General features: G+C 37.8%; 14 protein-coding genes. 12 read left to right on the top strand and 2 right to left on the bottom strand.

Annotation, left to right across the window (positions count from 1 at the left end):
* Positions 1 to 97 precede the first annotated feature (97 nt).
* The 7 genes from arfA to ACSVDH_RS08685 all read left to right on the top strand — a co-directional run bounded on the left by arfA (position 98) and on the right by ACSVDH_RS08685 (position 10,913).
* Positions 98 to 1,609, top strand: coding sequence for an arabinosylfuranosidase ArfA (gene arfA, locus ACSVDH_RS08655; protein WP_439252354.1), 1,512 nt, complete (start codon positions 98 to 100; stop codon positions 1,607 to 1,609).
* Between the two features lie 190 nt (positions 1,610 to 1,799).
* Complete coding sequence (locus tag ACSVDH_RS08660) at positions 1,800 to 2,747, top strand: U32 family peptidase (RefSeq protein WP_299089691.1); 948 nt, start codon at positions 1,800 to 1,802, stop codon at positions 2,745 to 2,747.
* Positions 2,748 to 2,853: 106 nt separating this feature from the next.
* Positions 2,854 to 5,058 (top strand): dihydroxy-acid dehydratase domain-containing protein, encoded by a 2,205-nt coding sequence (locus ACSVDH_RS08665; RefSeq protein ID WP_439252328.1) that lies wholly within the window; start codon positions 2,854 to 2,856, stop codon positions 5,056 to 5,058.
* A 328-nt stretch (positions 5,059 to 5,386) separates the two neighbouring features.
* A complete protein-coding gene (locus ACSVDH_RS08670) occupies positions 5,387 to 6,319 on the top strand; it encodes a proline dehydrogenase family protein (protein ID WP_439252329.1) in 933 nt (310 codons plus the stop codon).
* Positions 6,320 to 6,343: 24 nt separating this feature from the next.
* Positions 6,344 to 7,891 carry an L-glutamate gamma-semialdehyde dehydrogenase gene (pruA, locus tag ACSVDH_RS08675; RefSeq protein WP_439252330.1) on the top strand — a complete coding sequence of 516 codons (1,548 nt, stop codon included), beginning with the start codon at positions 6,344 to 6,346 and terminating at the stop codon, positions 7,889 to 7,891.
* 126 nt (positions 7,892 to 8,017) lie between these two features.
* Complete coding sequence (gene putP, locus ACSVDH_RS08680; RefSeq protein WP_439252331.1) at positions 8,018 to 9,481, top strand: sodium/proline symporter PutP; 1,464 nt, start codon at positions 8,018 to 8,020, stop codon at positions 9,479 to 9,481.
* 193 nt (positions 9,482 to 9,674) lie between these two features.
* The gene (locus ACSVDH_RS08685) at positions 9,675 to 10,913 is read left to right on the top strand and encodes a PucR family transcriptional regulator (protein WP_439252332.1); all 1,239 of its coding nucleotides are present in this window, start codon (positions 9,675 to 9,677) and stop codon (positions 10,911 to 10,913) included.
* Between the two features lie 48 nt (positions 10,914 to 10,961).
* Here ACSVDH_RS08685 and ACSVDH_RS08690 read toward each other — a convergent pair whose 3' ends face one another.
* Both ACSVDH_RS08690 and ACSVDH_RS08695 read right to left on the bottom strand, forming a co-directional pair.
* Positions 10,962 to 11,360 carry a hypothetical protein gene (locus ACSVDH_RS08690; protein ID WP_439252333.1) on the bottom strand — a complete coding sequence of 133 codons (399 nt, stop codon included), beginning with the start codon at positions 11,358 to 11,360 and terminating at the stop codon, positions 10,962 to 10,964.
* Positions 11,361 to 11,481: 121 nt separating this feature from the next.
* On the bottom strand, positions 11,482 to 14,952 hold the full coding sequence (locus ACSVDH_RS08695) for a family 43 glycosylhydrolase (RefSeq protein WP_439252334.1): 3,471 nt from the start codon (positions 14,950 to 14,952) through the stop codon (positions 11,482 to 11,484).
* Positions 14,953 to 15,462: 510 nt separating this feature from the next.
* Here ACSVDH_RS08695 and ACSVDH_RS08700 point away from each other — a divergent pair.
* From ACSVDH_RS08700 to ACSVDH_RS08720, 5 genes are all read left to right on the top strand, one after another.
* Entirely contained in the window at positions 15,463 to 16,497 is a 1,035-nt protein-coding gene (locus tag ACSVDH_RS08700; protein WP_439252335.1) for a LacI family DNA-binding transcriptional regulator, read from the top strand.
* Positions 16,498 to 16,663: 166 nt separating this feature from the next.
* The gene (gene lacZ, locus ACSVDH_RS08705) at positions 16,664 to 19,807 is read left to right on the top strand and encodes a beta-galactosidase, LacZ type (RefSeq protein ID WP_439252336.1); all 3,144 of its coding nucleotides are present in this window, start codon (positions 16,664 to 16,666) and stop codon (positions 19,805 to 19,807) included.
* Between the two features lie 606 nt (positions 19,808 to 20,413).
* The gene (locus ACSVDH_RS08710; protein ID WP_439252355.1) at positions 20,414 to 21,310 is read left to right on the top strand and encodes an ABC transporter permease; all 897 of its coding nucleotides are present in this window, start codon (positions 20,414 to 20,416) and stop codon (positions 21,308 to 21,310) included.
* Between the two features lie 15 nt (positions 21,311 to 21,325).
* Positions 21,326 to 22,228 carry a carbohydrate ABC transporter permease gene (locus tag ACSVDH_RS08715; protein WP_299088992.1) on the top strand — a complete coding sequence of 301 codons (903 nt, stop codon included), beginning with the start codon at positions 21,326 to 21,328 and terminating at the stop codon, positions 22,226 to 22,228.
* Positions 22,229 to 22,301: 73 nt separating this feature from the next.
* On the top strand, positions 22,302 to 23,882 hold the full coding sequence (locus ACSVDH_RS08720; RefSeq protein WP_439252337.1) for an extracellular solute-binding protein: 1,581 nt from the start codon (positions 22,302 to 22,304) through the stop codon (positions 23,880 to 23,882).
* The last annotated feature ends 5 nt before the right edge of the window (positions 23,883 to 23,887 follow it).

The raw sequence follows: 23,887 nt of genomic DNA on the forward strand, positions 1-23,887 counted from the left end.
GCAAAGGGTCAGGCACATTTGCTCAAAATAGCTTTGACCCTTTTCTTTCTAGTATATTTTCCAATTCCTACTATATTTACATATTGAAAGGAGAAACATTATGAGCAAAAAAGCAAAAATGATTTTAGAGAAGGACTTTAAAGTTTCTGAGATTGATAAACGAATTTATGGTTCCTTTGTTGAACATTTAGGTCGTGCCGTATATGGCGGTGTCTATGAACCTGGACATCCACAAGCAGATGAAAATGGTTTTCGCCAAGATGTCATTGAAATGGTAAAGGAACTTCAAGTACCGCTTATTCGTTATCCAGGCGGAAACTTTGTATCGGGATATAACTGGGAGGATGGAGTAGGGCCGGTAGACCAGCGTCCGCGCCGTTTAGAGCTTGCATGGCGTACAACGGAAACAAATGAAATTGGAACGAACGAGTTTATGAAATGGGCACAGCTCGTTAATGCTGAAGTAAACATGGCTGTAAACTTGGGAACACGCGGTATTGATGCAGCTAGAAATCTAGTTGAATATTGCAATCATCCAGGTGGTTCTTATTATAGTGATCTCCGAATCTCCCATGGTGTCAAAGACCCTTATAACATTAAAACCTGGTGTCTAGGAAATGAAATGGATGGGCCTTGGCAAATTGGACATAAGACTGCAGCTGAATATGGCAGAATTGCCCAAGAAGCAGCAAAAGTTATGAAATGGGTTGACCCCTCAATTGAATTGGTTGCCTGTGGAAGCTCAAACCGCAGCATGCCAACGTTTGCCGATTGGGAAGCAACCGTTTTAGACCATACCTATGATCATGTTGAATTTATATCTTTACATCAATACTATGGAAACAAAGACAATGATATTTCTAACTATTTAGCACTATCTCTTGAAATGGATGATTTTATTAAATCAGTTATTTCGATTGCCGACTATATTAAAGCAAAGAAACGCGGCAAAAAGAATATTAATCTTTCGTTTGATGAATGGAACGTTTGGTACCATAGCAGAGAACAGGATAAGTTAATTGAACCATGGAGTATTGCGCCTCCACAGCTTGAAGATATTTATAACTTCGAAGATGCATTATTAGTTGGTTGTATGCTGATCACATTATTAAAGCATGCGGACCGTGTGAAAATTGCTTGCCTTGCTCAGCTAGTAAACGTTATTGCGCCAATTATGACTGAAGATAATGGAACTGCTTGGAAGCAAACGATTTTCTACCCATATATGCATACATCTGTTTATGGTAGAGGGGTAGCCCTTAATCCGGTTATTTCAAGTCCAAAATATGATAGTAAAGATTTTACAGATGTTCCATTACTAGAGTCTACAGCAGTATATAATGAAGAAAATGAACAATTAACGATTTTCGCTGTAAACCGTGATTTGAATGATGGCTTACATCTAGAGTGCGATATTCGTAATTTTGAAGGCTATAAGGTCATTGAGCATATTGTTCTTGAAAATGATGATCTTAAACAAACGAACTCTGCTCAAGGTACACCTGTTGCTCCTCATTCAAATGGAAATGCTGAACTTGAGAATGGAGTAGTAACTGCAGTATTACCTAAGCTTTCTTGGAATGTAATTCGCCTTGCTAAACAATCATAATTAGTAAAGGTGTTGGAAATAAGGCTTCTCTAATGGAGAGGTCTTATTTCTTATATAATTCAATTACCTGATCTTGTATAAAAGAGGCTGAATGTTCTTTATCGGATTCTTTTCTTGAGAGATGTTTGTAAGCGATTTCTCTTAATGTCGAATTACTTTTCAAAAATTTTAAGTTCAAGGAGTGACGATAATGAAGGATTCAAGAGATTTTCTGGCATCATTAGGCTATGCACCAGGAGATTTATATGATCTTCCAACCTCAACTAAACGCTTTCCTGATGGGGCGCAATACCGTGTTGAGATTCCAAGTGTTGAAGGACCAAAAGCTTTAGAGGCGACTCTTGATGAAATCGAGAAATTAAACCTGACTGTTCACCGTGTTTCACAAGGAAGCGGCATTATGTTGTTAACCGACGAAGAGATTAAGCAAATGTGCTTAATGAGTGCTCAAAAACAAATGGAACTAAGTCTTTTTGTCGGACCAAGAGGCACTTGGGATATAGGTGCACAGCCGTTGACAAGTGCCGGAAAGGTAATCGCCCTTCGTCATGAAGGGGCAGATCAGCTTGTTTATGCGATAGAGGATTTAAAAAGAGGCGCTGAGCTTGGTTTAAGAGGTGCTTTAGTTGCGGATGAGGGCTTGTTGTTATTAACAAAGGAAATGAAAAAACAAGGCATTCTTCCTCAGAATTTTGTCGTAAAGGTGTCAGTTCAAATGATGGCGGCAAATCCTGTGTCCATTAAATTAATGCAGGATATAGGAGCGGATACATATAATGTTCCAACTGCTCTAACATTACCGAAGCTGGCAGCGATTAGACAAGCAATTGACATCCCAATTGATCTATATGTTGAAGTACCGGATAATTTCGGGGGATTTATTCGGCATTATGAAATTCCGGAGTTTATTCGCGTATTAGCACCTGTCTACATTAAATTCGGACTACGTAATCATCCAGATGTTTACCCTTCCGGCACCCATCTCGATGCAACAAATATAGCACTATGTAAAGAAAGAGTTCGCAGGGCACAGCTTGGCATGAAAATGATTGAACGCTATTATCCAGATGCTATTATGTCTAAGCCTGGTGCAAAAGGATTAGGTATTCCGGCAGTTAGTGAAAAAGCTACATTTTAGTAGGAACAGTCCTATAAGTAGAGAATACTGCTAGAGAGGTTTACTTATAAAGGGAGAGGAGAAATGGTTGACATTCCCCCCTATACAAAAGGAGGAAATATTAATAATGTCCATCAAGTACCCATATATCAACAACTCAATTAACCCTTACCGCGACAATGTTCAAGGAAAAGCAAATGAGCCGATTTGTGTTGCTGGTTTACTTGATCGTTCAAAACAAATACTTGGATCTGCATATGAGGGCGGAAAGCCTGATTGGACTTTGGAAGAGGTGTATAATCGCTTACATGAAAATGCACCTAGAATCGCTATCATTGGCGGATCTTCTGACCATCCTGCACATATTATGGATTTTCAAACCTCTGCAAGAGCAGCGATCCGCATTTGGCAAAATGGCGGTGTGCCTTTTTATTTTTCAACTCCTGTTATGTGTGATGGAACTGCCCAAAGTAATCAAGGGATGAGTTATTCTTTGCAAAGCCGGAATGCTGTTGCACAAATGGTCGTTAATCAGCTAGAAGCACATAGTTACCATGGTGCATTTGTGATTCAAGGCTGTGATAAACAGCCATTGGGAGTGGTCAGTGCGCTTGCTCATTTAGATCGTGTCAGACAAGATCGCGGTGAGGCGCCATTTTTTGCCAGCTTTGCTCCGGCACATGTCCTCCAAGGAGGGATTATTCCGGAAGAATTGTTTGCTGAACTTGAGGAAGTGGCAAAACGTGCAGAAGCACAAGGAGCGGAGGATATTGCCTTCGACCTCCGTGATACGATGGCATATATCCTGCAATGCTCCTCAAATACAGCGTTTCAAGGTGTCCTGCAGCGGGCAAAGGAGCATGGGTTTATTACTCAAACCGAGCATGATGAATATGAAAGACAGCTTGCGGTACATACATGTGATGGCCAAGGCGGTGTTTGTGCATTTAATGGAACTGGCAATAGCTCACGCCACCTCGTTGCAGGCATGGGACTTGTCCATCCGGCATTAGAACTGCTTACAGCACCTCCTACACAAGAACAAGTTAATCAATCGCTGGATTGTTTAGCAACAATGATAAATGATCCTGTTTACGGCGTTTCAAATATTATGGCGGCAAATATTAAAAATGCCATCCGTATCCATAGTGCTTCAGGAGGTTCAACCAACCTTATGATGCATATTGTGGCAGCTATGTTATATGGAGGTTACAAATTCAGCCTATGGGATTTGGATGAGATCCACCACGAGGTTCCAATACCAGATTTATTTAATTATAGTTTAACAGAAGGCCGGGATATTTTTGCTTTGGCTACCCAATGCTGCTCAGGATCTAGCCGCGGCATGGAGACACTTTTCCATGAATTGCTTGAAAATGGTGTCCCAATGGATGTTGAAGCACCTACTGCTACTGGTACAACCTGGCTTGATCGCTTATCAACTAAAACAGGCGCATTATCTGCTGGTAATGTAAAAGAAAATCCAATCATTTTATCAACTCCTAGACGAGCATTCAGCGGTGTTGATGTTCTTAAAGGAAACTTCTTTGAAAGCGCTGTTGTAAAGATTAGCGGCATGACAACACATCAGCTTAATATGTTTGATAAAAAGTGTGCATTTGTACTTTACTATGAAAATGAAGATGAGGCAAATAAAGGTTTATTAAATAGCAAGCTATTAGATGAGCTAAGAGATAACCGCAGCTTTTCCTTCGAAAATTTACTAGCGATGCTTTTTCATAATACACCTGAGTTATATGAATCTTACAAACAATTAGGCTATGAAGAGCTATTTGATGTCATGGTGAAGGAAGGAAGCTTAAAAATCTCAATCATAATATCCGGGCAGGGTCCTGTAGCATTTGGTATGCCGGAAATGTTTACTCCGATGCAGCATATAAACGCCAATCGAAAGCTGAAGCGTTTAGCTACTCTGATTAGTGATGGCCGCTACTCAGGTGTAACCTATGGTGCTGCAGTTGGTCACATGACTCCAGAAGCAAAAGATCGTGGAGGAATTCTCTATTTAAAAACAGGTGATTTGCTCTATCTAAATTTCCGTGAGGGGAGCCTCGAGTTTTTAGATCAAGAAGCATTTCAAAATGGAGAGATAAGCTTCTCCTTCGATACAATAAAATCAACCCGACACGAGCTTGGAGAAGAGCGGCTGTCAAGAATTAAAAAACGCCAAAAACTAATAGCTGCAAGCAATCGCATGCTAGGGCACACCGATGCAGCACACGGGGTCGTTCCACTTGCCGTTTCATGTGATGCAGAGCTTGATTATCGGCTGGATATACTAATCCCTAGTGAAAAACAAGAGAATAGGTAAATCATAAAGATGGATTCTACTGGGTAGGATCCATTTTTATTCATCACAGATAAATTCCTTATTATCGATGGTAGGTAAAAGACCGAATGATTGGAAATGACATCAATTGTTTAACCATCCCCAATCTGTGGAACAAGTATTATATAGACCACTTAGAAAAGTGGTAAAGTCTAAGATTCTAGCGCTTTAAAGCGTTTACACAATAAATTGTGCTTTATACACAAAGACAAGGCTTAATCTTTGTATTTCCGCTACATTGTTACAGTTTGGTCACAATTGTAAAATTATCATTAAGGAAACATTATGAAACTTTTATTAGCTTGATCCTATGGGGGTGTATGCAGTGCAAGTACTTACTAGAGATTTTTTCTTATATCTATCCAAAAATAAAGCGTTAAATAAAGCAGCCCAAAATTGGGGAGGAAATATTGCAGCAGGTAAGATTGTCGGTGGTCTTGATTTTCCTAGCTCCATAAAATTTATAAAAGAATTAAATGAAGAGGGGCTTTCGGTTACAGTTGACCATTTAGGTGAGTTTGTTACTAATGAAGCTATTGCAAGGGAACGTACAGAAGAATGCATTCAAACAATTGAAACGATAGCTGCACAAAACTTGGATTCTCAGGTTTCATTAAAAATGACGTCCTTAGGCTTAGACATTGATGAAAACCTTGTCTTTGAAAATATGACGAGAATTTTGGATACAGCTGAAAAGCACAAAATAATGGTTACGATCGATATGGAGGATGAACAACGCTGCCAAAAAACACTTGATATTTTCAAAGATTTTAAACAACGCTACACCTATGTTAGCACAGTTTTACAAGCATATTTATATCGAACAGAAAAAGATCTCCAAGATTTAAATCAATATAAACCTTTTTTACGATTAGTAAAAGGAGCGTATAAGGAATCAGCAAAAGTAGCCTTTCCAGTGAAGGCAGATGTTGATGAAAATTACAAAAAGCTCATAAAAATGAATTTATTAAATGGAAATTATACAGCCATTGCAACACATGATGATGCAATGATTGAATATACAAAAAAATTGACAAAAGAACATGATATCCCAACCACTCAATTTGAGTTTCAAATGCTTTATGGGATGAGAACAGCAACACAAAAGGAACTAGTCAAGGAAGGCTATAAAATGCGAGTTTATGTTCCATACGGAAATGACTGGTATGGCTATTTTATGAGAAGACTTGCAGAGCGTCCGGCAAATATTGCGTTTGCTCTAAAGGGAATGACAAAAAAATAACCAAACGAAAAGGAGTCGATTATTATGACAACAGCTTACAAACACGAACCATTTACAGATTTTAGTATTGAGGAAAACCGCATCGCCTTTGAAAAGGCACTAGCTAATGTAAACGAAATAATGGGAAGAGATTATCCGCTTGTGATAAATGGTGAGCGAGTTTCAACAGAAAATAAAATTATATCCTATAACCCCGCTAATAAAGAAGAAGTTGTCGGAACTGTTTCCAAAGCGACAAAGGAGCACGCTGAGATGGCGATCCAAGCTGCAGCAGAAGCTTTTGAAGAATGGCGTTATTGGAATCCGGAAGAGAGAGCAAACATCTTGTTTAGAGCAGCAGCCATCGTGCGCCGTAAAAAGCATGATTTTTCTGCACTGTTAGTGAAAGAAGCAGGAAAACCATGGAATGAGGCGGACGCTGATACAGCTGAAGCGATTGATTTTATGGAATACTATGGCCGCCAAATGATCGAATTGGCAAAAGGCAAGCCTGTTAATAGTCGTGAAGGTGAAATCAATAAATATATCTACACGCCTACAGGTGTTACAGTTGTGATCCCGCCTTGGAATTTCTTATTTGCGATTATGGCTGGTACAACAGTTGCTCCAATTGTGACGGGAAATACAGTCGTTTTAAAACCAGCTAGTGCAACACCAGTAATCGCTGCTTTATTTGTAGAAGTCTTAGAAGAAGCAGGGTTGCCAAAGGGAGTTGTAAACTTTGTTCCAGGCAGTGGTGCTGAAGTTGGGGATTATTTAGTTGATCATCCAAAAACAAGCATTATTACCTTTACTGGTTCTCGTGAAGTAGGTACTCGTATTTTTGAACGCGCAGCAAAGGTTCAGCCAGGTCAAATGCATTTAAAACGCGTGATTGCTGAAATGGGTGGAAAGGATACAGTTGTTGTCGATAAAGACTGTGATTTGGAGCTTGCTGCACAAGCTATTTTTACTTCGGCATTTGGTTTTGCCGGACAAAAATGCTCAGCAGGATCTCGCGCTGTTGTACATGAAGATGTGTATGATCAAGTTCTGCAACGTGTCGTAGAAATTACAGAGCAAAAAATTACTGGCAATCCAGAAAAGGCAGAAACCTATATGGGGCCGGTTATTGATCAAGGCTCATTTGATAAGATTATGGATTACATTCAGATTGGGAAAGAAGAAGGCCGTTTAATGAGCGGGGGAAACGGTGATGATTCGAAAGGCTATTTTATTGAGCCGACAATCTTTGCCGATCTTGATCCAAATGCACGAATCATGCAGGAAGAAATCTTTGGACCGGTGGTTGCTTTTGCCAAGGCAAAAGATTTTGATGAGGCTCTTAAAATTGCCAATAATACAGAATATGGGCTAACAGGCGCGGTGATTACCGACAACAGAAAGCATATCGAACGTGCCAAACAGGAATTCCACGTAGGAAACTTATATTTTAATCGAAACTGCACAGGCGCAATTGTTGGCTATCACCCATTTGGCGGCTTCAAAATGTCAGGAACAGATTCAAAGGCAGGAGGTCCGGATTACTTAGCACTCCATATGCAAGCAAAAACAATTAGTGAAATGCTGTAACCATTATTAATGGAAAGCAGATAAAGTTTTTGGGAAAAAATCTGCTTTCTATTATTCTACTTTTATAGTATATTTATAAAATATTTTATATAAAAATTGAAACAAAGTAATGGATGGGGGAATAAAATGGTTAATTTGCAGCTAATTTTATCGATTTGTGTTTATATGGTTGGGATGCTTTTAATCGGCTATTATGCCTATAAACGTACGGCAAACCTATCAGATTATATGCTTGGAGGAAGGAATCTTGGTCCGGCAGTGACAGCATTAAGTGCTGGTGCATCTGATATGAGCGGCTGGCTTATGATGGGCTTGCCTGGTGCCATGTATGCGACAGGTTTATCGGCTTCCTGGATTGTGATCGGTCTAACATTGGGGGCATGGGCTAACTGGCTTTATGTAGCACCACGCTTACGTACTTATACGGAAATGGCGAATAACTCCATTACAATTCCAGCCTTTTTAGAAAACCGCTTTAATGATACAACGAAGATCCTTCGCTTGTTTTCAGGTCTTATCATTATTATCTTTTTTACTTTTTATGTTTCGTCTGGAATGGTATCAGGCGGTGTGCTGTTTAATAGCATTTTAAATCTTGATTATCATACAGGGTTATGGCTTATTGGCGGGGTCACTGTAGCCTATACATTATTTGGGGGATTCCTGGCTGTTAGCTGGACTGATTTTGTACAAGGAATTATTATGATTGTTGCGTTAATATTAGTGCCTATAGTGACATTGCTCCAAATTGGCAGTCCAACAGAAGCTATCTCGGAAATTCGTTCAATTGATCTAGAGCTGTTGGATATCTTTCAAGGAACAAGCTTCCTCGGCATCATTTCATTATTTGCATGGGGGCTAGGCTATTTTGGACAACCGCACATCATTGTCCGCTTTATGGCGATTACGTCTGTAAAAGAAATCAAAAGGGCCCGTCGAATTGGGATGAACTGGATGATTTTTTCCACGATTGGTGCCATGTTAACAGGTTTTCTGGGTATTGCGTATTATTCGAAAGAAGGTATGAAAATTGCTGACCCTGAAACGATTTTTATTGAATTAGGAAATATCCTGTTCCATCCTATAATTACAGGCTTCCTAATATCTGCAATATTGGCAGCGGTTATGAGCACAATTTCCTCACAATTACTTGTTACATCAAGTTCATTAACTGAAGACATCTACAAGACCTTTTTCCGCAGGTCAGCTTCTGATAAAGAGCTTGTTTTCATGGGGCGATTATGCGTATTAGTTGTTTCAATTTTAGCTTTATGCCTGGCATGGACTCAAAACAACACAATTCTAGGGTTAGTTAGCTATGCTTGGGCTGGCTTTGGGGCATCATTTGGTCCAGTCATTCTTTTAAGCTTATATTGGCGAAGAATGACAAAATGGGGTGCGCTTGCAGGAATGGTTACAGGAGCGATCATCGTGATCGTTTGGTCAAAGTTAGGGCTGTCCGATTTCCTGTATGAAATGGTACCAGCGTTTGCAGCAAGTCTTTTAGCTGTGTATATTGTTAGTTTACTTACTAATAAGCCTTCTGCACAAGTTAGTGAGAGGTTTTCTGAGTTTACAAAATCAATGTAATGATATCAATTGAAATTTAATGATTTATAAAGATAAAAGTAAAATCCCCTGAGCTTTCAGGGGATTTTTACATTTGAAGGGCAGATGAAATCCTTAACGCAAGAAATCTCGGAAGATTTCTTGCCAATTGAACTATACTTTCACCCAATTGCAAAGTATGATAAGGATAAAACGAAGTAGGAGAACGAGGCCTATGAACGAGTTATTAGAACGAATTTTCTCTTTATCTGATCTAAATGATATGATCGATCATATAAGCAATGGATTAAAAAAACCGGTGATTCTTGAAAGTGATCATTTTTTTCTGCTAGCTTACAATTCCTATTATGTGGATCACTTTGATCAAGCGAATCAGCAAACGATTTTTGCAAAAAAATGCCCGTTAAATATTTTTGAAAGATTTGTTGAAACAGGAATCATTGATCAATTAAAAACCATTCCGACTCCGTTTAGAATTAATGAAATGAAGGAAATTGGCTTAAACCAGCGCGTAGTGGTAAGCGCAAAATATAAAGATATGATTATGGGGTATATTTGGGTTCAAGAAATAGAAGAGAATCTTACAGAAGAAGAAATGGAGTTTTTATATGAAGTCTCCTTTCATGTAGGGAAAACCATTTATAAAAAGAATAAGATTAAGCAGCAGAAGGAAGAAGAAATCGAACGCTTCTTTAGAAAGGCGATTAATCATGGATTTAAAAATGAGAAGGAGCTAAGATGGGAAGCGGCACAATTGGATATCGTCCTGCCGTCGATTTTCACCATCATGGTGGTGAATGCTGTGAATGCGGAGGAAGAGCTTGTTGAGGAATTAAAAGAAACGATCAAATCCTATCTGAATTTAAAGGATAATACCAGTCATGTTCTAATTAATCAATCAAATATTGTCATGATTATCGGCTGCTACTCCCTTAAATATTCCCCGACAGCAGCAGGCTTACTGATCATTGAAAATTTATTAACGAATTTTGATGAGAAGCGCTATTCGAATATTTATATTGGGATTGGAAATGAATATCAGGATATTAGGCTCCTATCCTCAAGCTATGAAGAAGCTCTTGAGGTTGTGGAGATTGCTGACCAATTGGGCACGCAGGAAAATGTCCCATATGAATATGAAAAGCTGGGAATTTTCCGGTATCTTGATGTTATCCAAGATAAGAACAAGAGAAGAAATTACCAAAATAAATGTTTGCAGATCCTACAAGCAAAGGATCAAGAGAGTCAAACAGAGCTATTAAAAACACTTGAATATTTCCTAGTAAATAATTGTAAGTTAAAGACAACTGCAGAGCAGATGTTTATTCATCCTAACACCTTAAATTATCGAATAAGGCAAATAACTGAACTCACTAATATAGACTTTTCTGACTTTAATCAAAAATGCCAGTTATATCTTGATTTGATGCTGCTTAAAGGGGAAAGGGGATAGCTGGAAAAAAGGTACTGGTCTCTAATTTTGAGCCAGCACCTTTTTTCATTAATCAAAGTAACCTTGCCGTTTCTTCTTTCGAACCATCGGTGAGTCCGAATATGTTTTTATCTCTTCACAACATTGTATCAATTTCGTGGTGACATTATCTAAATTACTTAAAACATAGCAATATTCAAGATCGGAAAGATCATCTTTCGTTAGTCTGACTAAATGAAGTATTGCTCTAAACAAAAGATTAAGATCTGAGGTATGTATTTCCACCGTATCCCTCGTATATAAAAATGTCTCCTGTGCAACGGAAACCAATTGCAGCAACCTTTGTTTTGCTGTCTCATTTTCAAACATTTCAATTTGCAATAAAGGATCTTTCGTCATTTTGGCAACCTTTATTCTTTTCTCTAAAAAATCTGGATCTTCCACGTAATACTTTTTATCATGTAACATAAACAAACTCTCCTAAAAGCTTTTTATTACAATTATTTACATTATTTTGAAAATTTATTCAAAAGCTAGGGATTGAATAAGAAAAAGGACCAGCTTTATTTTGGTCCTTCATTCAATATTATTATTTTAGATTAGCTGCCAATGATATGAGCAAATCAGCATGTTCAGTGGTAATCGACTTCCCGCTTTGTGCAGCAACTTGATTTGTATAGGCCTTAAGTACACCCGCCATTGCTTCACGATTCCCTATAGAAGCTGCTTCTTTAGCTGATGCTAATTTCTTTGTAAGAGAATGGGCTATACCATCCTGATTAACAAAGCTTTCAGTTAACCAGCTTAAGCTGTCAAAATCCACTGTGACTGTAAATACGGTTTTTATTTCAGTTGTATTTCCTGCTTTGTCAGTTGCGGTAGCCGAGATTTTATTTTCTCCGAGTTTAAAGCTGTACGCAGCACCATTTGCACCTGGGCAATCAAAATGTTTGATTCCCGACAATTCATCAACAGCTTGACAGGAAATAGCGATTTGTGAATCGATGGTATAGTTTTCCTCATTTCCTGTAAACTTAATGACTGGCCCGGTTGTATCTAATGTGATTTGTTTTTGCAAGGTTGTGCTTATATTGCCAGCTTTGTCTTTTAATTGCATAGTAACAGTTTTCTGCCCATCACCAGCTGGTAAAACAAACTCTTTCGTTGAATCAAAAGCTTCCCAATCACTCCAATTCTCCCCGTCAGAAGAGAGACGAACCTGATCAACTCCGCTTAAATCATCTTCAGCAGTAAGGGAGAGAGTGACAGTTTGTTTATTTGTGTACTCTGCCCCCGAATTAATTGTAAAGTCACCAGCCGGTGCGGTTGTATCTTCTTCGACAATCATGATCCAGCTAATCTGAGGGTCAGGTGAACCAGGTACTCTTCGAACAGTTAGACCAAGCTTTCCATCGGTAATTTTCACGTGTTCGTATTCAAGTACATCATAGGAATCAGTAAAGACATAACCGCTTGTTTTTGTAGCTCCATTAAGCAAGATATTCGCTTTTCTGCTGCCTCTTGTTGATGAATACCAAGGGTCATAAAGCCCGGTATAAACAGTATAGTTTCCGTTTTTCAGGTTAAAATTATAAGTCAGATCATCTCCAGAGTCCCTTAATAGGTAGCGTAATGCTGAGAATAAATCCCCGCCCTCACTGCCGGCTGGTCTTGTCCGATCACCAACATATCCCCATGTCAATCCTTTTTCAGGAGCATATTGTTGGTCGATGGTGTCTTTATTTATAAGTGTTTTTTGCATATAAGAGGACCAAAGCTTATAATCGCTTGTTGCTGCTCCTCCTGCATGAACGAAGAATCGAACATTGTCTGGAATAACGAGAATTTTTGTTCGTATCACCTTGTTCGCTAATTCAGGTAAGAGCCCCTCAACTGTAACCGTACCCGGTTTTGAAAACGCTTCTGGTTTGATGGTCCATTTTACTGGTGTATCCATTTGTTTTCCTTGTGTATTTGTAACATTAATAACATTTGGCAAATTAGGTATTTGATCTATTGCAACCTTTTCAAGAAGATCCGTATTGATGGTAACTTTCCCCATTCTGTCTAACAGATCCAGCTTCCATTCATCATACCATTGCAAAATAATTTCATCGTCCTGGCCAAATTCAATTAGCAGCCAAACATATCTTGAATTACTTAAGTCATTTTTGTTCCATCTGTCACCCATGAAAATGAACTTTCCGTTTTCCGGATCAACAGGTATGACATTCGTGCTTTGTGAATCAAAGGTTGTCGATGCTTTCTCTCCTACAGCTGGATTGCGCAGCGGCTTCCATTCTCCAAATATATTATCGGCAACTGTATATCGAGCAGGGTTAGGATCCCAACCGGTTGCACCAGATGTTATCATATAGTATTTTCCATCATATTTAAACATCGCAGGAGCTTCGCGTTGTGCACCAGGAAAAACTCGAATATAATCTTCGCCATAAACAGCTTTATAGGTTTCATCCCGTTCTTCATTGCCATCCTTATGCCAGCCGACAACGTCTGTATATTCTTCGTTTAATTTAGAAATATAAATCGTCATGTTTTCTTCACTGGAATAGATCAGATAAGCCGTCCCGTCATCATCCTTAAACAGGTTCATATCACGTGCCATACCTGGCTGATCTGGCTGTCCATTATATTCTGCATCCTCTGGAGCTCTATCCATACGGTTGCTTTCTTGATAAACAAAAGGTCCGGTAGGAGAGTCACTTAACGCATAGCCTGCTTCAGCTTTCGCATACATCGCATTCGATGTTTCAGAAGGGCCATCTGTGTGCATCCACATGACATATTTCTTCGTTTTTTCGTTGTAGATTACTTTAGGTCTTTCAATTACCCTATCTGTACCGATGTCATTCAAGATATCAGCTTTATCAGTTCGTCCTTCATATAGCTTTGAAATAAGCGGATCGGTTTCGAATTGTTCCATTGATTCAATAGCCGTTAGTGCAAGCCCCTCATCCTTCCAGTTATAAAGATCTGTAGATGAATAAACTCTTACACCCCTTGCTGGAAGATAACCATTTGTTTTATCTTCACCATACCAATAATATTTTTTCGTATTTTCATCGTACATGATTCCGCCGCCATGTGCTTGAATGATGGCACCATTCGTATCTCGCCATTCTTGTCCCGGCTTAAAGGATTCATTTGGAATATCTAATGCAAGTCCGCTTATGGCTTCTTCCAAGTTTGCTAACGCCTCTCTTATTTTTGTTTGGACTTCTTTTGATTTAATATCAAGGTTATTTTCTTTGATAGAACGTACAAAAGTTTCAGCTTCTTCAATCGCATTACCTAGTGCTTCCAAGGTATACTTTGTATAGGTATCTGTCTTTTCCGCTTCTGTTTTTGCAGCTTCAATTTTCGTTTCCAAATCAGAAAGAGGAATGACAACATATTTTCTAATAATGATGTAGTTAACCAATGGATCATTATGAACCGTTAGATTAGCTGATGCCGGTCCTTTAATCAAAACATCAAGTTCCCCATCAGTTATCTTCACTTGCTGATACGTAACTTCTTTTTCAGCTGAATAACTGCCAATATCAAAATCTCCATTTGATAGATTATTTCCTTCACCCAGAATATTAACGCTTCGGCCGCTCCAAGGATTCTTAAAGCCTAAGGTAAGATCGTACTCTCCATCAGGTAATTCAAACTTATATTGAATTGCCTTGTCACGTGTTTGAGGTCCATTGTAATAGCGTAATGTCCCATATTTATTTCCTGTATCATTAACACTTGTGCTTGTAGTTGTGGTGACTAAGCCCCACTTTTTCCCAGTTATTGGATCAGTGCCATATATTTGCTCCGTATTACTAGAAAAGAGCCCCATTTTATCTGCTCCTTCAACAGTTTCAGGGGTAGGGTCACCTGCATTTACAAAATAAAGAATGTAGTCATTTTCTTTTAGTTCTTGTTCTGAAAAGGCTGTTGGATCTCCGCTATTTGTCTCAGCTGCAAAGGATGGTGTAATAAAGAAAGAAGATACGGCCATTAAGATGACCAGCATGAGTGAAACTACTTTTCTTGTCTTAGGCAAGGTCATTCCTCCTAAAAAATAATGAATTGGTGAAAGAGTTCTAGGAAGCAGTTCGTGATGTAATGTGTTTCGTTTTTTCTGTTGTGTAGATCTTGGGGTAAAAGGGTCTTTAAAAGAGGGAGGGGGCAATTCAAAATTCTGAATATTTCGAAACTGCAACCGGTTTCAATATACTGTGTATTTTTTATTCTGTCAATAAAAAGTTAAAATGAAAATAATCATTTTTTATAAGATGATGTTTTAGTAAATTTTATATTCTTCCTTGTTTATTAAGCTTAAAACCAAGCCGAAAAAAGAAAAATATGATACAGTTGCTTTGTGTGAGATTTGAAGAAAGAATTACTTCGGATTGAATGGTAGCAGGTGATGGCTACTTTATTTTATTGAACAAAAGGTAGGGAAAACGACAGGTAATGACGAATGATTATGATAGTATTTTAAACAGGTGACTTGAGTTTTTTTCAATGACCTTCTAGAATACAAAGACATCATTAGCGATGGAGGAAACTGATGAAAAAGGAAAATATAACAATATATGATATTGCTAAAGAAGCTAATGTATCTCCAGCTACAGTATCGAGAGTCTTAACCGGAAATGCAAAAGTACGGCCACAGACCATGCGGAAAATCGTTGATGTGATTGAAAAATATAATTTTAGACCTAATAGTTTAGCAAGAAGCCTATTCCATAAGCAATCGAAAACGATTGGGTTTATTTTACCAGACATAAATCATCCATTTTTTTCAACATTGGTACAAAAAAGTGAAGCACATGCATTGGAATTAGGGTATACATCCTTTTTGTGCAATACGATGAACAACTCTGAAAATGAGTCTAAATACTTGCAAAGTTTAGTAGAAAAACAGGTTGATGGGATTATCTATCTGGGTGGTAGAATTAACGATACTGATACCGATCACGAATATGCTGAAGAAATGAAAACAGTGATGGAAAGAATTCCTGTTGTTTTTGTTAATGGTCAAATGGCTGGGGTAGATGCACATATTGTGAGAACGGACGAAGAGTCGGGGATTGAAAAGCTTGTTGAATTATTAGTCAATCTAAATCATAAAAAGATTGGTTTTCTTGGCGGAAAAGAAGGAGTAAGTTCAACTGACTTGAAAAGGAATACTTTTGGTAAAGTGATGAAAAATAAAGGTTTAACTATTAACAGAGATTGGATTTTTGGTACAGGGTTTAGTATTGAATCAGGTGAAGAAGTTGCTGCACAATTACTTTACTTAAAAGAAAGGCCTACAGCGGTTATCTGTGCCAATGATTTTGTAGCGATCGGAGTAATAAAAGTACTTACCAAATTTGGCTTAAAGGTTCCAGATGATGTTTCAGTTGTTGGGTTTGATGATATTTATTTGGCAGAGCATTTCCCTCCAGGAATAACGACTGTAAGCCAGAATTATGATCAGCTGGGTCAAACAGCTATCAATGTATTAGTAGATTTAATTAATGAGAAAGAAGCAGAAAAAGAAACAATTGTTCCAACATCACTCGTCTTAAGGGATTCTTGCAAATTATTTTCAGAATAATCAAATATAATATTGCCTCTTTCTAAAAAATGGAGTACCATAAAAATGAAAGGGGTTTCTTTGTTTGGGAATATAATCTATTAAAAATGAATGTACATTGTTTTTCGTTAAATTTTTATGAAACGGGTTTCATAATTAGTTCAATTTATGGAAAAGAGGTATTTTTATGCTCAAACAGCTGAAGAAATATAGGTACACTCCACCCGAAAATGGATATCCAGAGTGGAATAATAACCCTGAGATTTTTCAGTTAAATCGATTGGATGCTCATGCGACATTAATGCCATACAAGACAGTTGAGGAGGCGTTAAAAGGTGACCGAACTTCATCTGATTTCTATCAGTCGTTAAATGGAAGCTGGAAATTCGCATTTTATGAAAATCCTGAAATAAGAAATCAAGCTTTTTATAAGCTGGATTATGATGCCAGTGAGTGGGATGAAATCAAGGTGCCTTCACACTGGCAATTGCAAGGTTATGATTATCCTCAATATACAAACCTAAGATATCCTTGGGAAGGAAAAGAAGATATCAAGCCGCCTTTTGCACCAATTAACTATAATCCTGTTGGGCAGTATATTCGGAACTTTACGATTCCAGAGGATTGGAATGGACAGCCGATTTATATTAGCTTTCAAGGAGTAGAGTCAGCATTTTATATGTGGGTGAATGGAGAATTTGTTGGATATAGTGAAGATACGTTTACTCCAGCAGAGTTTGATTTAACACCATACTTAATTGATGGAGAGAACAAGCTAGCAGTAGAGGTCTATCGTTGGTGTGATGCGAGCTGGTTAGAGGACCAGGATTTTTGGCGGATGAGCGGAATTTTTCGAGATGTCTATTTGTATTCAACTCCTGAGGTTCACATTAATGATTTCTTTGTGACTACGGAGCTGGATCAAGATTATAAGGATGCGACATTAAAAATCGAAGCAAAAATTAAAAATGTCTTTGAACAAGAAGTTAATGGTTATTCAATTGAAGCAATGCTCTATGACCAAGAAAAGAATCCTGTTTTAAAGGAATCACTCCAAATAAGGGTGGACATGAAGAATCAATGCCTTATTTCGATCTATGCTTCAACCAAAATAGAAAATCCTTTTAAATGGAGTGCAGAAACACCATATCTATATACACTTGTTTTCATTTTGAAAAATGAAAGCGGAATCATCAAAGAAACTGAAAGCTGTAAGGTTGGATTCAGAACATTTGAAATAAAAGACGGCCTCATGAAAATCAATGGCAGACGAATTGTCTTCAAAGGTGTAAATCGTCACGAGTTTGCATCAGATAAAGGAAGAGCAATTGATTATGATGATATGATTCATGATATTAAACTAATGAAACAACATAATATTAATGCCGTCCGTACATCTCATTATCCGAATCATCCGTTGTGGTACGAATTATGTGATCAATATGGTTTATATGTCATTGATGAAACAAATCTTGAAACTCACGGGACATGGAAGTATGGGCAAAAAGATGAAGGCGATACAGTACCAGGAAGCAAGGTTGAATGGCAGGAAAACGTTCTTGATCGATGTAATTCAATGTTTCAACGAGATAAAAACCATCCTTCGATTATTATTTGGTCGCTTGGAAATGAATCGTTTGGCGGGGATAATTTTCTAAAAATGCACGATTTTTTAAAGAAGAATGACCCTACGAGAATTATTCACTATGAAGGCATTTTCCATTACCGAAAATCAGAAGCAGCTTCAGATATCGAAAGCACTATGTATATAAATCCTGATGGGGTAAAGAAATATGCTGAAGAAGCTAAGAACGCGGAAAAGGCGAAACCGTATATTCTATGCGAGTATAGCCATGCGATGGGAAATTCTTGCGGCAATCTTTTTAAGTATACCGATTTATTTGAAAAATACCCTATTATTCAGGGTGGATTTATTTGGGACTGGAAGGATCAAGCTTTAGAAACAAAGACGAAGGATGGTGCACCTTACCTAGCTTATGGCGGGGACTTTGGCGAATCCCCTCATGATGGAAATTTTTCAGGGAATGGTCTCATTTTTGCAGATGGTTCGATTTCCCCAAAGATTATCGAGGTGAAAAAGTGCTATCAGAATGTTCGTTTTACAGCGAATAATATCGCAGAGGGCCAAGTTGATTTGGTAAATAACTATCTGTTTACAGACTTGCAAGAGTTCGAATTAGTTTGGCAGCTTGAAGAAAATGGTGTATTAATCCAAAGGGGAACTTCAGAGATTGAGGTAGAACCATGCTCCACGAAAACAATTAAATTAGGTTACTCTCTTCCTGAACGCTGTAAACAATCAGATGAATTTATTTTAACTGTGAGCCTGCAGTTAAAAAGTAATACAATTTGGGCTCAAAAGGGGCATGAAGTTGCTTTTGAACAATTTGTGATTCCTACTGTAAATGCAACATTAGAAAGTACTACTGTCAATTTACCTGAAACAAAAGTATTACGAGAAGAAAATGATGTAACGATAATTGGTTCCGGCTTTAATATTGTATTTAATAAAAACAATGGAGCTCTGAAGTCATATAGTTTCAATGGTGTTCCTCTACTTGAAAATGAATTAGGTCTAAATTTTTGGCGTGCGATGACAGATAATGACCGTGGGAATAAATTGCATGACCGCTGCTCCGTATGGAGAGAAGCGGGAATGGATAAAATTCTTACATCGTTTTTAGTTGATACGAAAAGTAGTTCGACAACAATTGTTACGACCGAATACCGTTTGCCTACAACAAAATCATCTTGCAAAATTATTTATACCATAACGGGTGATGGCGAAATAACAGTAGATTATGAGCTAGAACCTGGGGAGGATCTTCCAGAGATTCCTGAGGTTGGAATGATGACAACATTAGATGGAGCGTTTGACACCATCACTTGGTATGGAAAAGGACCTTATGAAAATTATTGGGATAAAAAGAAAGGTGCAAAAATTGGATTATATAGTGGTAAAGTAATAGATCAATACGTGCCATACTTAAGACCTCAAGAATGCGGCAATAAAACAGATGTAAGATGGGCATTACTTTCCAATCATGAAGGGGTAGGATTAAAGATATCCGGATGCCCTACAGTTGAGGTAAATGCGTTACCTTATACCCCATTCGAGCTTGAAGAACATGATCATGTCTATAAATTACCGGAAAGCACTAAGACGGTAGTACGGATTAATTATAAACAAATGGGTGTAGGTGGAGATGATAGCTGGGGACAAAAAACACATCCTGAATTCACGCTTTTTGCGAATCAGTGTTACACATATGCCTTTAAGCTAAAGGGAGTTAATAGGAAGGATATGTAGCACCATGTCTAGATGGTGTGTTTCCTTGGATTATATATTTTTTTCCAAGGGAACCGCTATTTTTCGATTGTTTCAGTTCCAGATATGATACCAATTATTTTTCGAACAGTACGAATTTTTAAAATAAACGTAATTTTTGGAATATTAGTATTTACTTTTCATAAAAGCCCGAATATAATGAAGATATGGTAACCGCTTTCAAATTAAGGGATCTGGGATCTTTTGATTAGTTGTTTAACATAATTCAGTTTATAAATGAAACCCGTTTCATCTTAAATATTTTGAATAAGGCTTAATAATAAGATAAATGTTTGGTAAGTGAATTTTTGAAACCCATTTCATTTCCTTGCTAGCTTATATTAGTCTAAACCATCTATCTTTACAAATTAAAAAGTCTTAGTTTGGTAAAGACTTTTTATACTTATGGAGCATGTCAATAGATTAGTAATCTGCAAGATATCATCTCATCGCTGTATTTTGTAAAGTCGGTTGCTGCTTTCTGCTTGAAGATTATGTTGTTTAGGGGGGATTTATATGAAAACCGTCACTGTTCAATCACAGACATCTATCGTTAAAAAACAAACGAAAGAGTCTGCATTTAAAAGAATGTGGAAGAACCGAACCCTTCTTCTTATGTGTTTGCCTGCGATTATTTTCTTTGCTATCTTTGCGTATTTGCCAATGCCGGGGCTTTATCTTGCATTTGTAAACTATGATTATTCCCTTGGTATATTTGATAGCGCTTTCGTTGGACTTGATAATTTTCGCTTTTTGATTATGACAGGTGATCTGTGGAAGTTAACCTTTAATACGATTGCTTATAATTTAGCTTTCATTGTTTTGGGGAATTTCCTGCAAATAGCTGTAGCCATCATGCTTAACGAACTGACAAGTAAATGGTTCAAAAAGATTTCACAAACCATTATGTTTCTTCCGCACTTTATTTCCGCAGTTCTAGTTGGACTTTTAGCTTATAACATACTTAGTTACGATTATGGTGTACTTAACTCATTTTTGAAAATGGTCGGCTTAGATCCAGTACAAACTTATTCGAACCCGGCGATTTGGCCTTATATCATTGTCATTACTTTCCTATGGCAATCCACAGGTTATGGATCGATCGTTTATTTTGCTGCAATCATGGGTCTTGATAAATCCATATTAGAAGCAGCAGAAATCGATGGGGCAAATGCTTTCCAGCGTATTAGATATATCATTATTCCTTGGCTTAAACCAACCTTTATCATTTTATTACTATTCTCTTTAGGGGGAGTATTAAAAGGAAATTTCGGTTTGTTTTATAACTTAGTTGGTGCTAATAATACAATGCTTTATCCAACCACAGATATTATTGAGACCTACGTATTCCGAACATTGATGACGAATTTTAATTTTTCATTAGGAAGTGCTGTAAGCTTATATCAATCCATTTTTGGCTTCCTTATCGTCATTATTGCTAACTGGATTGTAAAAAAGGTTTCACCAGAAAACTCATTGTTTTAAAGGAGGGATGTATTTATGGAAAGTACAGCAAGACGAAATATAGATTTTTCTACCATTATGGTTCGAATTATTGGATATGGTTTTATTGGTCTTTTTGCTCTATGTTGTCTTTTTCCCTTTATTTTGATCGTATCATCATCCTTTTCGTCTGAAAAGGCAATTATGGAAAGCGGATTTGCTTTATGGCCGAAGGAATTTTCGACATTTGCATATGAAATTGTTTTTCGAAATCCAAGACTGATCATTGGGTCATATGCCGTAACGATGGTCATTACACTTGTCGGGACAGCAGTAGGTTTGTTTATAATCGCGATGACAGGTTATGCTTTGCAACGCTCGGATTTCTTGTATCGTAACAAAATATCCTTTTATATCTACTTTACAACCCTTTTTTCAGGTGGACTTGTACCGTTTTATCTCTTAGTCACTCAGTATCTGCACCTTAAAGATAATTATTTAGCAGTACTGCTGCCAGGATTATTGAGTCCGTTTCTAATCATTATGATGAAGGCGTTTACAAAGTCGATTCCGCATGAAATTACGGAATCAGCAAAGATGGATGGTGCCGGTGATTTCACAATCTTCTTAAGGTTAATTCTGCCAATGTCTACTCCAGCTTTGGCGACAATCGGACTTTTCATTGCTTTGGGGTATTGGAATGAATGGTATAATGCGATGCTTTTCCTTTCACCTAATATGGAATATAGGCCTTTGCAGTTGTTTCTTTATAACGTGATTACGAGTGCCGATTTCATAAGGAACTCTGCGGCAGCTTCCAACGTAGCACCACAAGAAATACCATTGGAAACCATGAAAATGGCAACAGCAATTGTGGCTACTGGACCAGTTATCCTTTTTTACCCGTTTGTACAACGGTACTTTATTCAAGGGATTACAATTGGTGCAGTTAAGGGGTAATGGAATATGATTAAGGAATCTTCCTTGTTTCATAGAGTTTTAGAATGAAAAAAGATAAAGGGGAGGAAATGAAATGTTGAAGATGAGAAAGGGCTTAGTTCTATTCATGGTCATGCTGTTGACCTTTAGTCTTGTAGCTTGTAATGGATCCAGCCAAACAAGTTCAGAAAAATCAGAGCCAAGTACAAAGGTAAACGAAAATGGGGAAATTGATACATCTGAATTTGTAACCATTACGATGCTGGCGTTGGGAGATAAACCGACAAATGGACAGTTAGAAAAAGTAATGGAACAAGTAAATGCGAAATTAAAAGAAAAAGTTAACGCTCATCTTGAAATAAAGTGGATCGAATGGGCGGACTATATGACAAAGTATAATTTAACTCTAGCTTCTGGTGAACCAGTTGATTTAATCATCACTGCAACTGACTGGTTAGATGCATGGGGAAATGCACAAAAGGGCGCATTCAAGGATATTACAGATCTATTGCCAACATATGCACCTAAAACATGGGAAGAAGTTTCTGATGAGAATTGGGAGCAAACAAAATATGATGGCAAAATTGTCATGATTCCTGAGGACTCTTTTACTCAATGGGTTAACCACGGCTTTTTCTATCGCACAGATTGGGCAAAAGAATTTGGAATTACTGAGCCTATTGAAGATTTTGAAACAATGGGTAAATACTTTCAAGGCATTGTCGATAATAAACCAGGAGTTATTCCTTGGGATACACCAGGAACAAACGTTACGACAGCATGGGGATATACACAATCTTATTCAGATGCAATTGAACTTCCAATCGCTACTGGAGTATTTCCAATTTATTGGGGTAAATCTCATGATGATCCGTATACAGTTATGAGCCCAGTGTTCGAAGACCTTTTTGTCGACTATGCTAAGCTTATGAAGGATTGGGCAGATAAAGGCTACTGGCGTTCTGACGTATTGAACTATAAAGGTGACACCAGGGCTTTATTTCAAGCAGGAAAAACTGGTGCTGACCAGCATCATACAGAAACATTCTCAGGCTTGCGTGTGCAAATGGACATGAAACAACCAGGATCAGAAATTGATATGTTTGCTTGGTCTGATACACGTGACAACTTAACTGCAATGTCCGTTACTCACGGTGCTACAGCTGTAGGAGCTCATAGTAAAAACCCTGAGCGTGCCCTCATGGTATACGATTTAATTCGAAACGATGAAGAAATTTACAAATTATTCAACTATGGTATTGAAGGCGTACAATATGAAATTGTTGACGGCAAACGTGTTCGTCCTGAAGGTTATGATGAAACAAAACATTCATTCTCTTCAAACTTCTGGGGTGGCCGTGTTGACAAGTTCGAAATCCCGAGTGCTGACAAATGGGAAGGAATTACTGAGATTTACGCAGAGTACGATAAAATTAAGAAGCCGTTCCCATATGGCCGATTTGTTTTTGATAGTACACCTGTAGAAGCTGAAGTTGCTGCTCTTTCGCAAGTGACTGCACAAATGGTACCTGCGATTGCATTCGGAAAAGCTGGAGATCCGGAAAAAGCTGTTGAAGATTTCCGTAAGAGATTAGAAGCAGCAGGTTATGAAAAGGTTTTAAAAGAAATCCAAAAACAAATGGATGAATATAAAAAGCTTGTAGAAGGCAATTAATTTGA

The organism is Metabacillus sp. Hm71, assembly GCF_051842955.2.
Taxonomy (GTDB): Bacteria; Bacillota; Bacilli; order Bacillales; family Bacillaceae; genus Metabacillus.

What these genes read in the sequence shown, in the direction of transcription:
- ACSVDH_RS08710 (WP_439252355.1), top strand. Translation starts at nt 20,414, where the DNA reads ATGTGGAAGAACCGAACCCTTCTTCTTATGTGTTTGCCTGCGATTATT.
- ACSVDH_RS08720 (WP_439252337.1), top strand. Translation starts at nt 22,302, where the DNA reads ATGTTGAAGATGAGAAAGGGCTTAGTTCTATTCATGGTCATGCTGTTG.
- lacZ (WP_439252336.1), top strand. Translation starts at nt 16,664, where the DNA reads ATGCTCAAACAGCTGAAGAAATATAGGTACACTCCACCCGAAAATGGA.
- ACSVDH_RS08660 (WP_299089691.1), top strand. Translation starts at nt 1,800, where the DNA reads ATGAAGGATTCAAGAGATTTTCTGGCATCATTAGGCTATGCACCAGGA.
- ACSVDH_RS08685 (WP_439252332.1), top strand. Translation starts at nt 9,675, where the DNA reads ATGAACGAGTTATTAGAACGAATTTTCTCTTTATCTGATCTAAATGAT.
- ACSVDH_RS08700 (WP_439252335.1), top strand. Translation starts at nt 15,463, where the DNA reads ATGAAAAAGGAAAATATAACAATATATGATATTGCTAAAGAAGCTAAT.
- ACSVDH_RS08715 (WP_299088992.1), top strand. Translation starts at nt 21,326, where the DNA reads ATGGAAAGTACAGCAAGACGAAATATAGATTTTTCTACCATTATGGTT.
- ACSVDH_RS08670 (WP_439252329.1), top strand. Translation starts at nt 5,387, where the DNA reads ATGGGGGTGTATGCAGTGCAAGTACTTACTAGAGATTTTTTCTTATAT.
- pruA (WP_439252330.1), top strand. Translation starts at nt 6,344, where the DNA reads ATGACAACAGCTTACAAACACGAACCATTTACAGATTTTAGTATTGAG.
- ACSVDH_RS08665 (WP_439252328.1), top strand. Translation starts at nt 2,854, where the DNA reads ATGTCCATCAAGTACCCATATATCAACAACTCAATTAACCCTTACCGC.
- putP (WP_439252331.1), top strand. Translation starts at nt 8,018, where the DNA reads ATGGTTAATTTGCAGCTAATTTTATCGATTTGTGTTTATATGGTTGGG.
- ACSVDH_RS08690 (WP_439252333.1), bottom strand. Translation starts at nt 11,360, where the DNA reads ATGTTACATGATAAAAAGTATTACGTGGAAGATCCAGATTTTTTAGAG.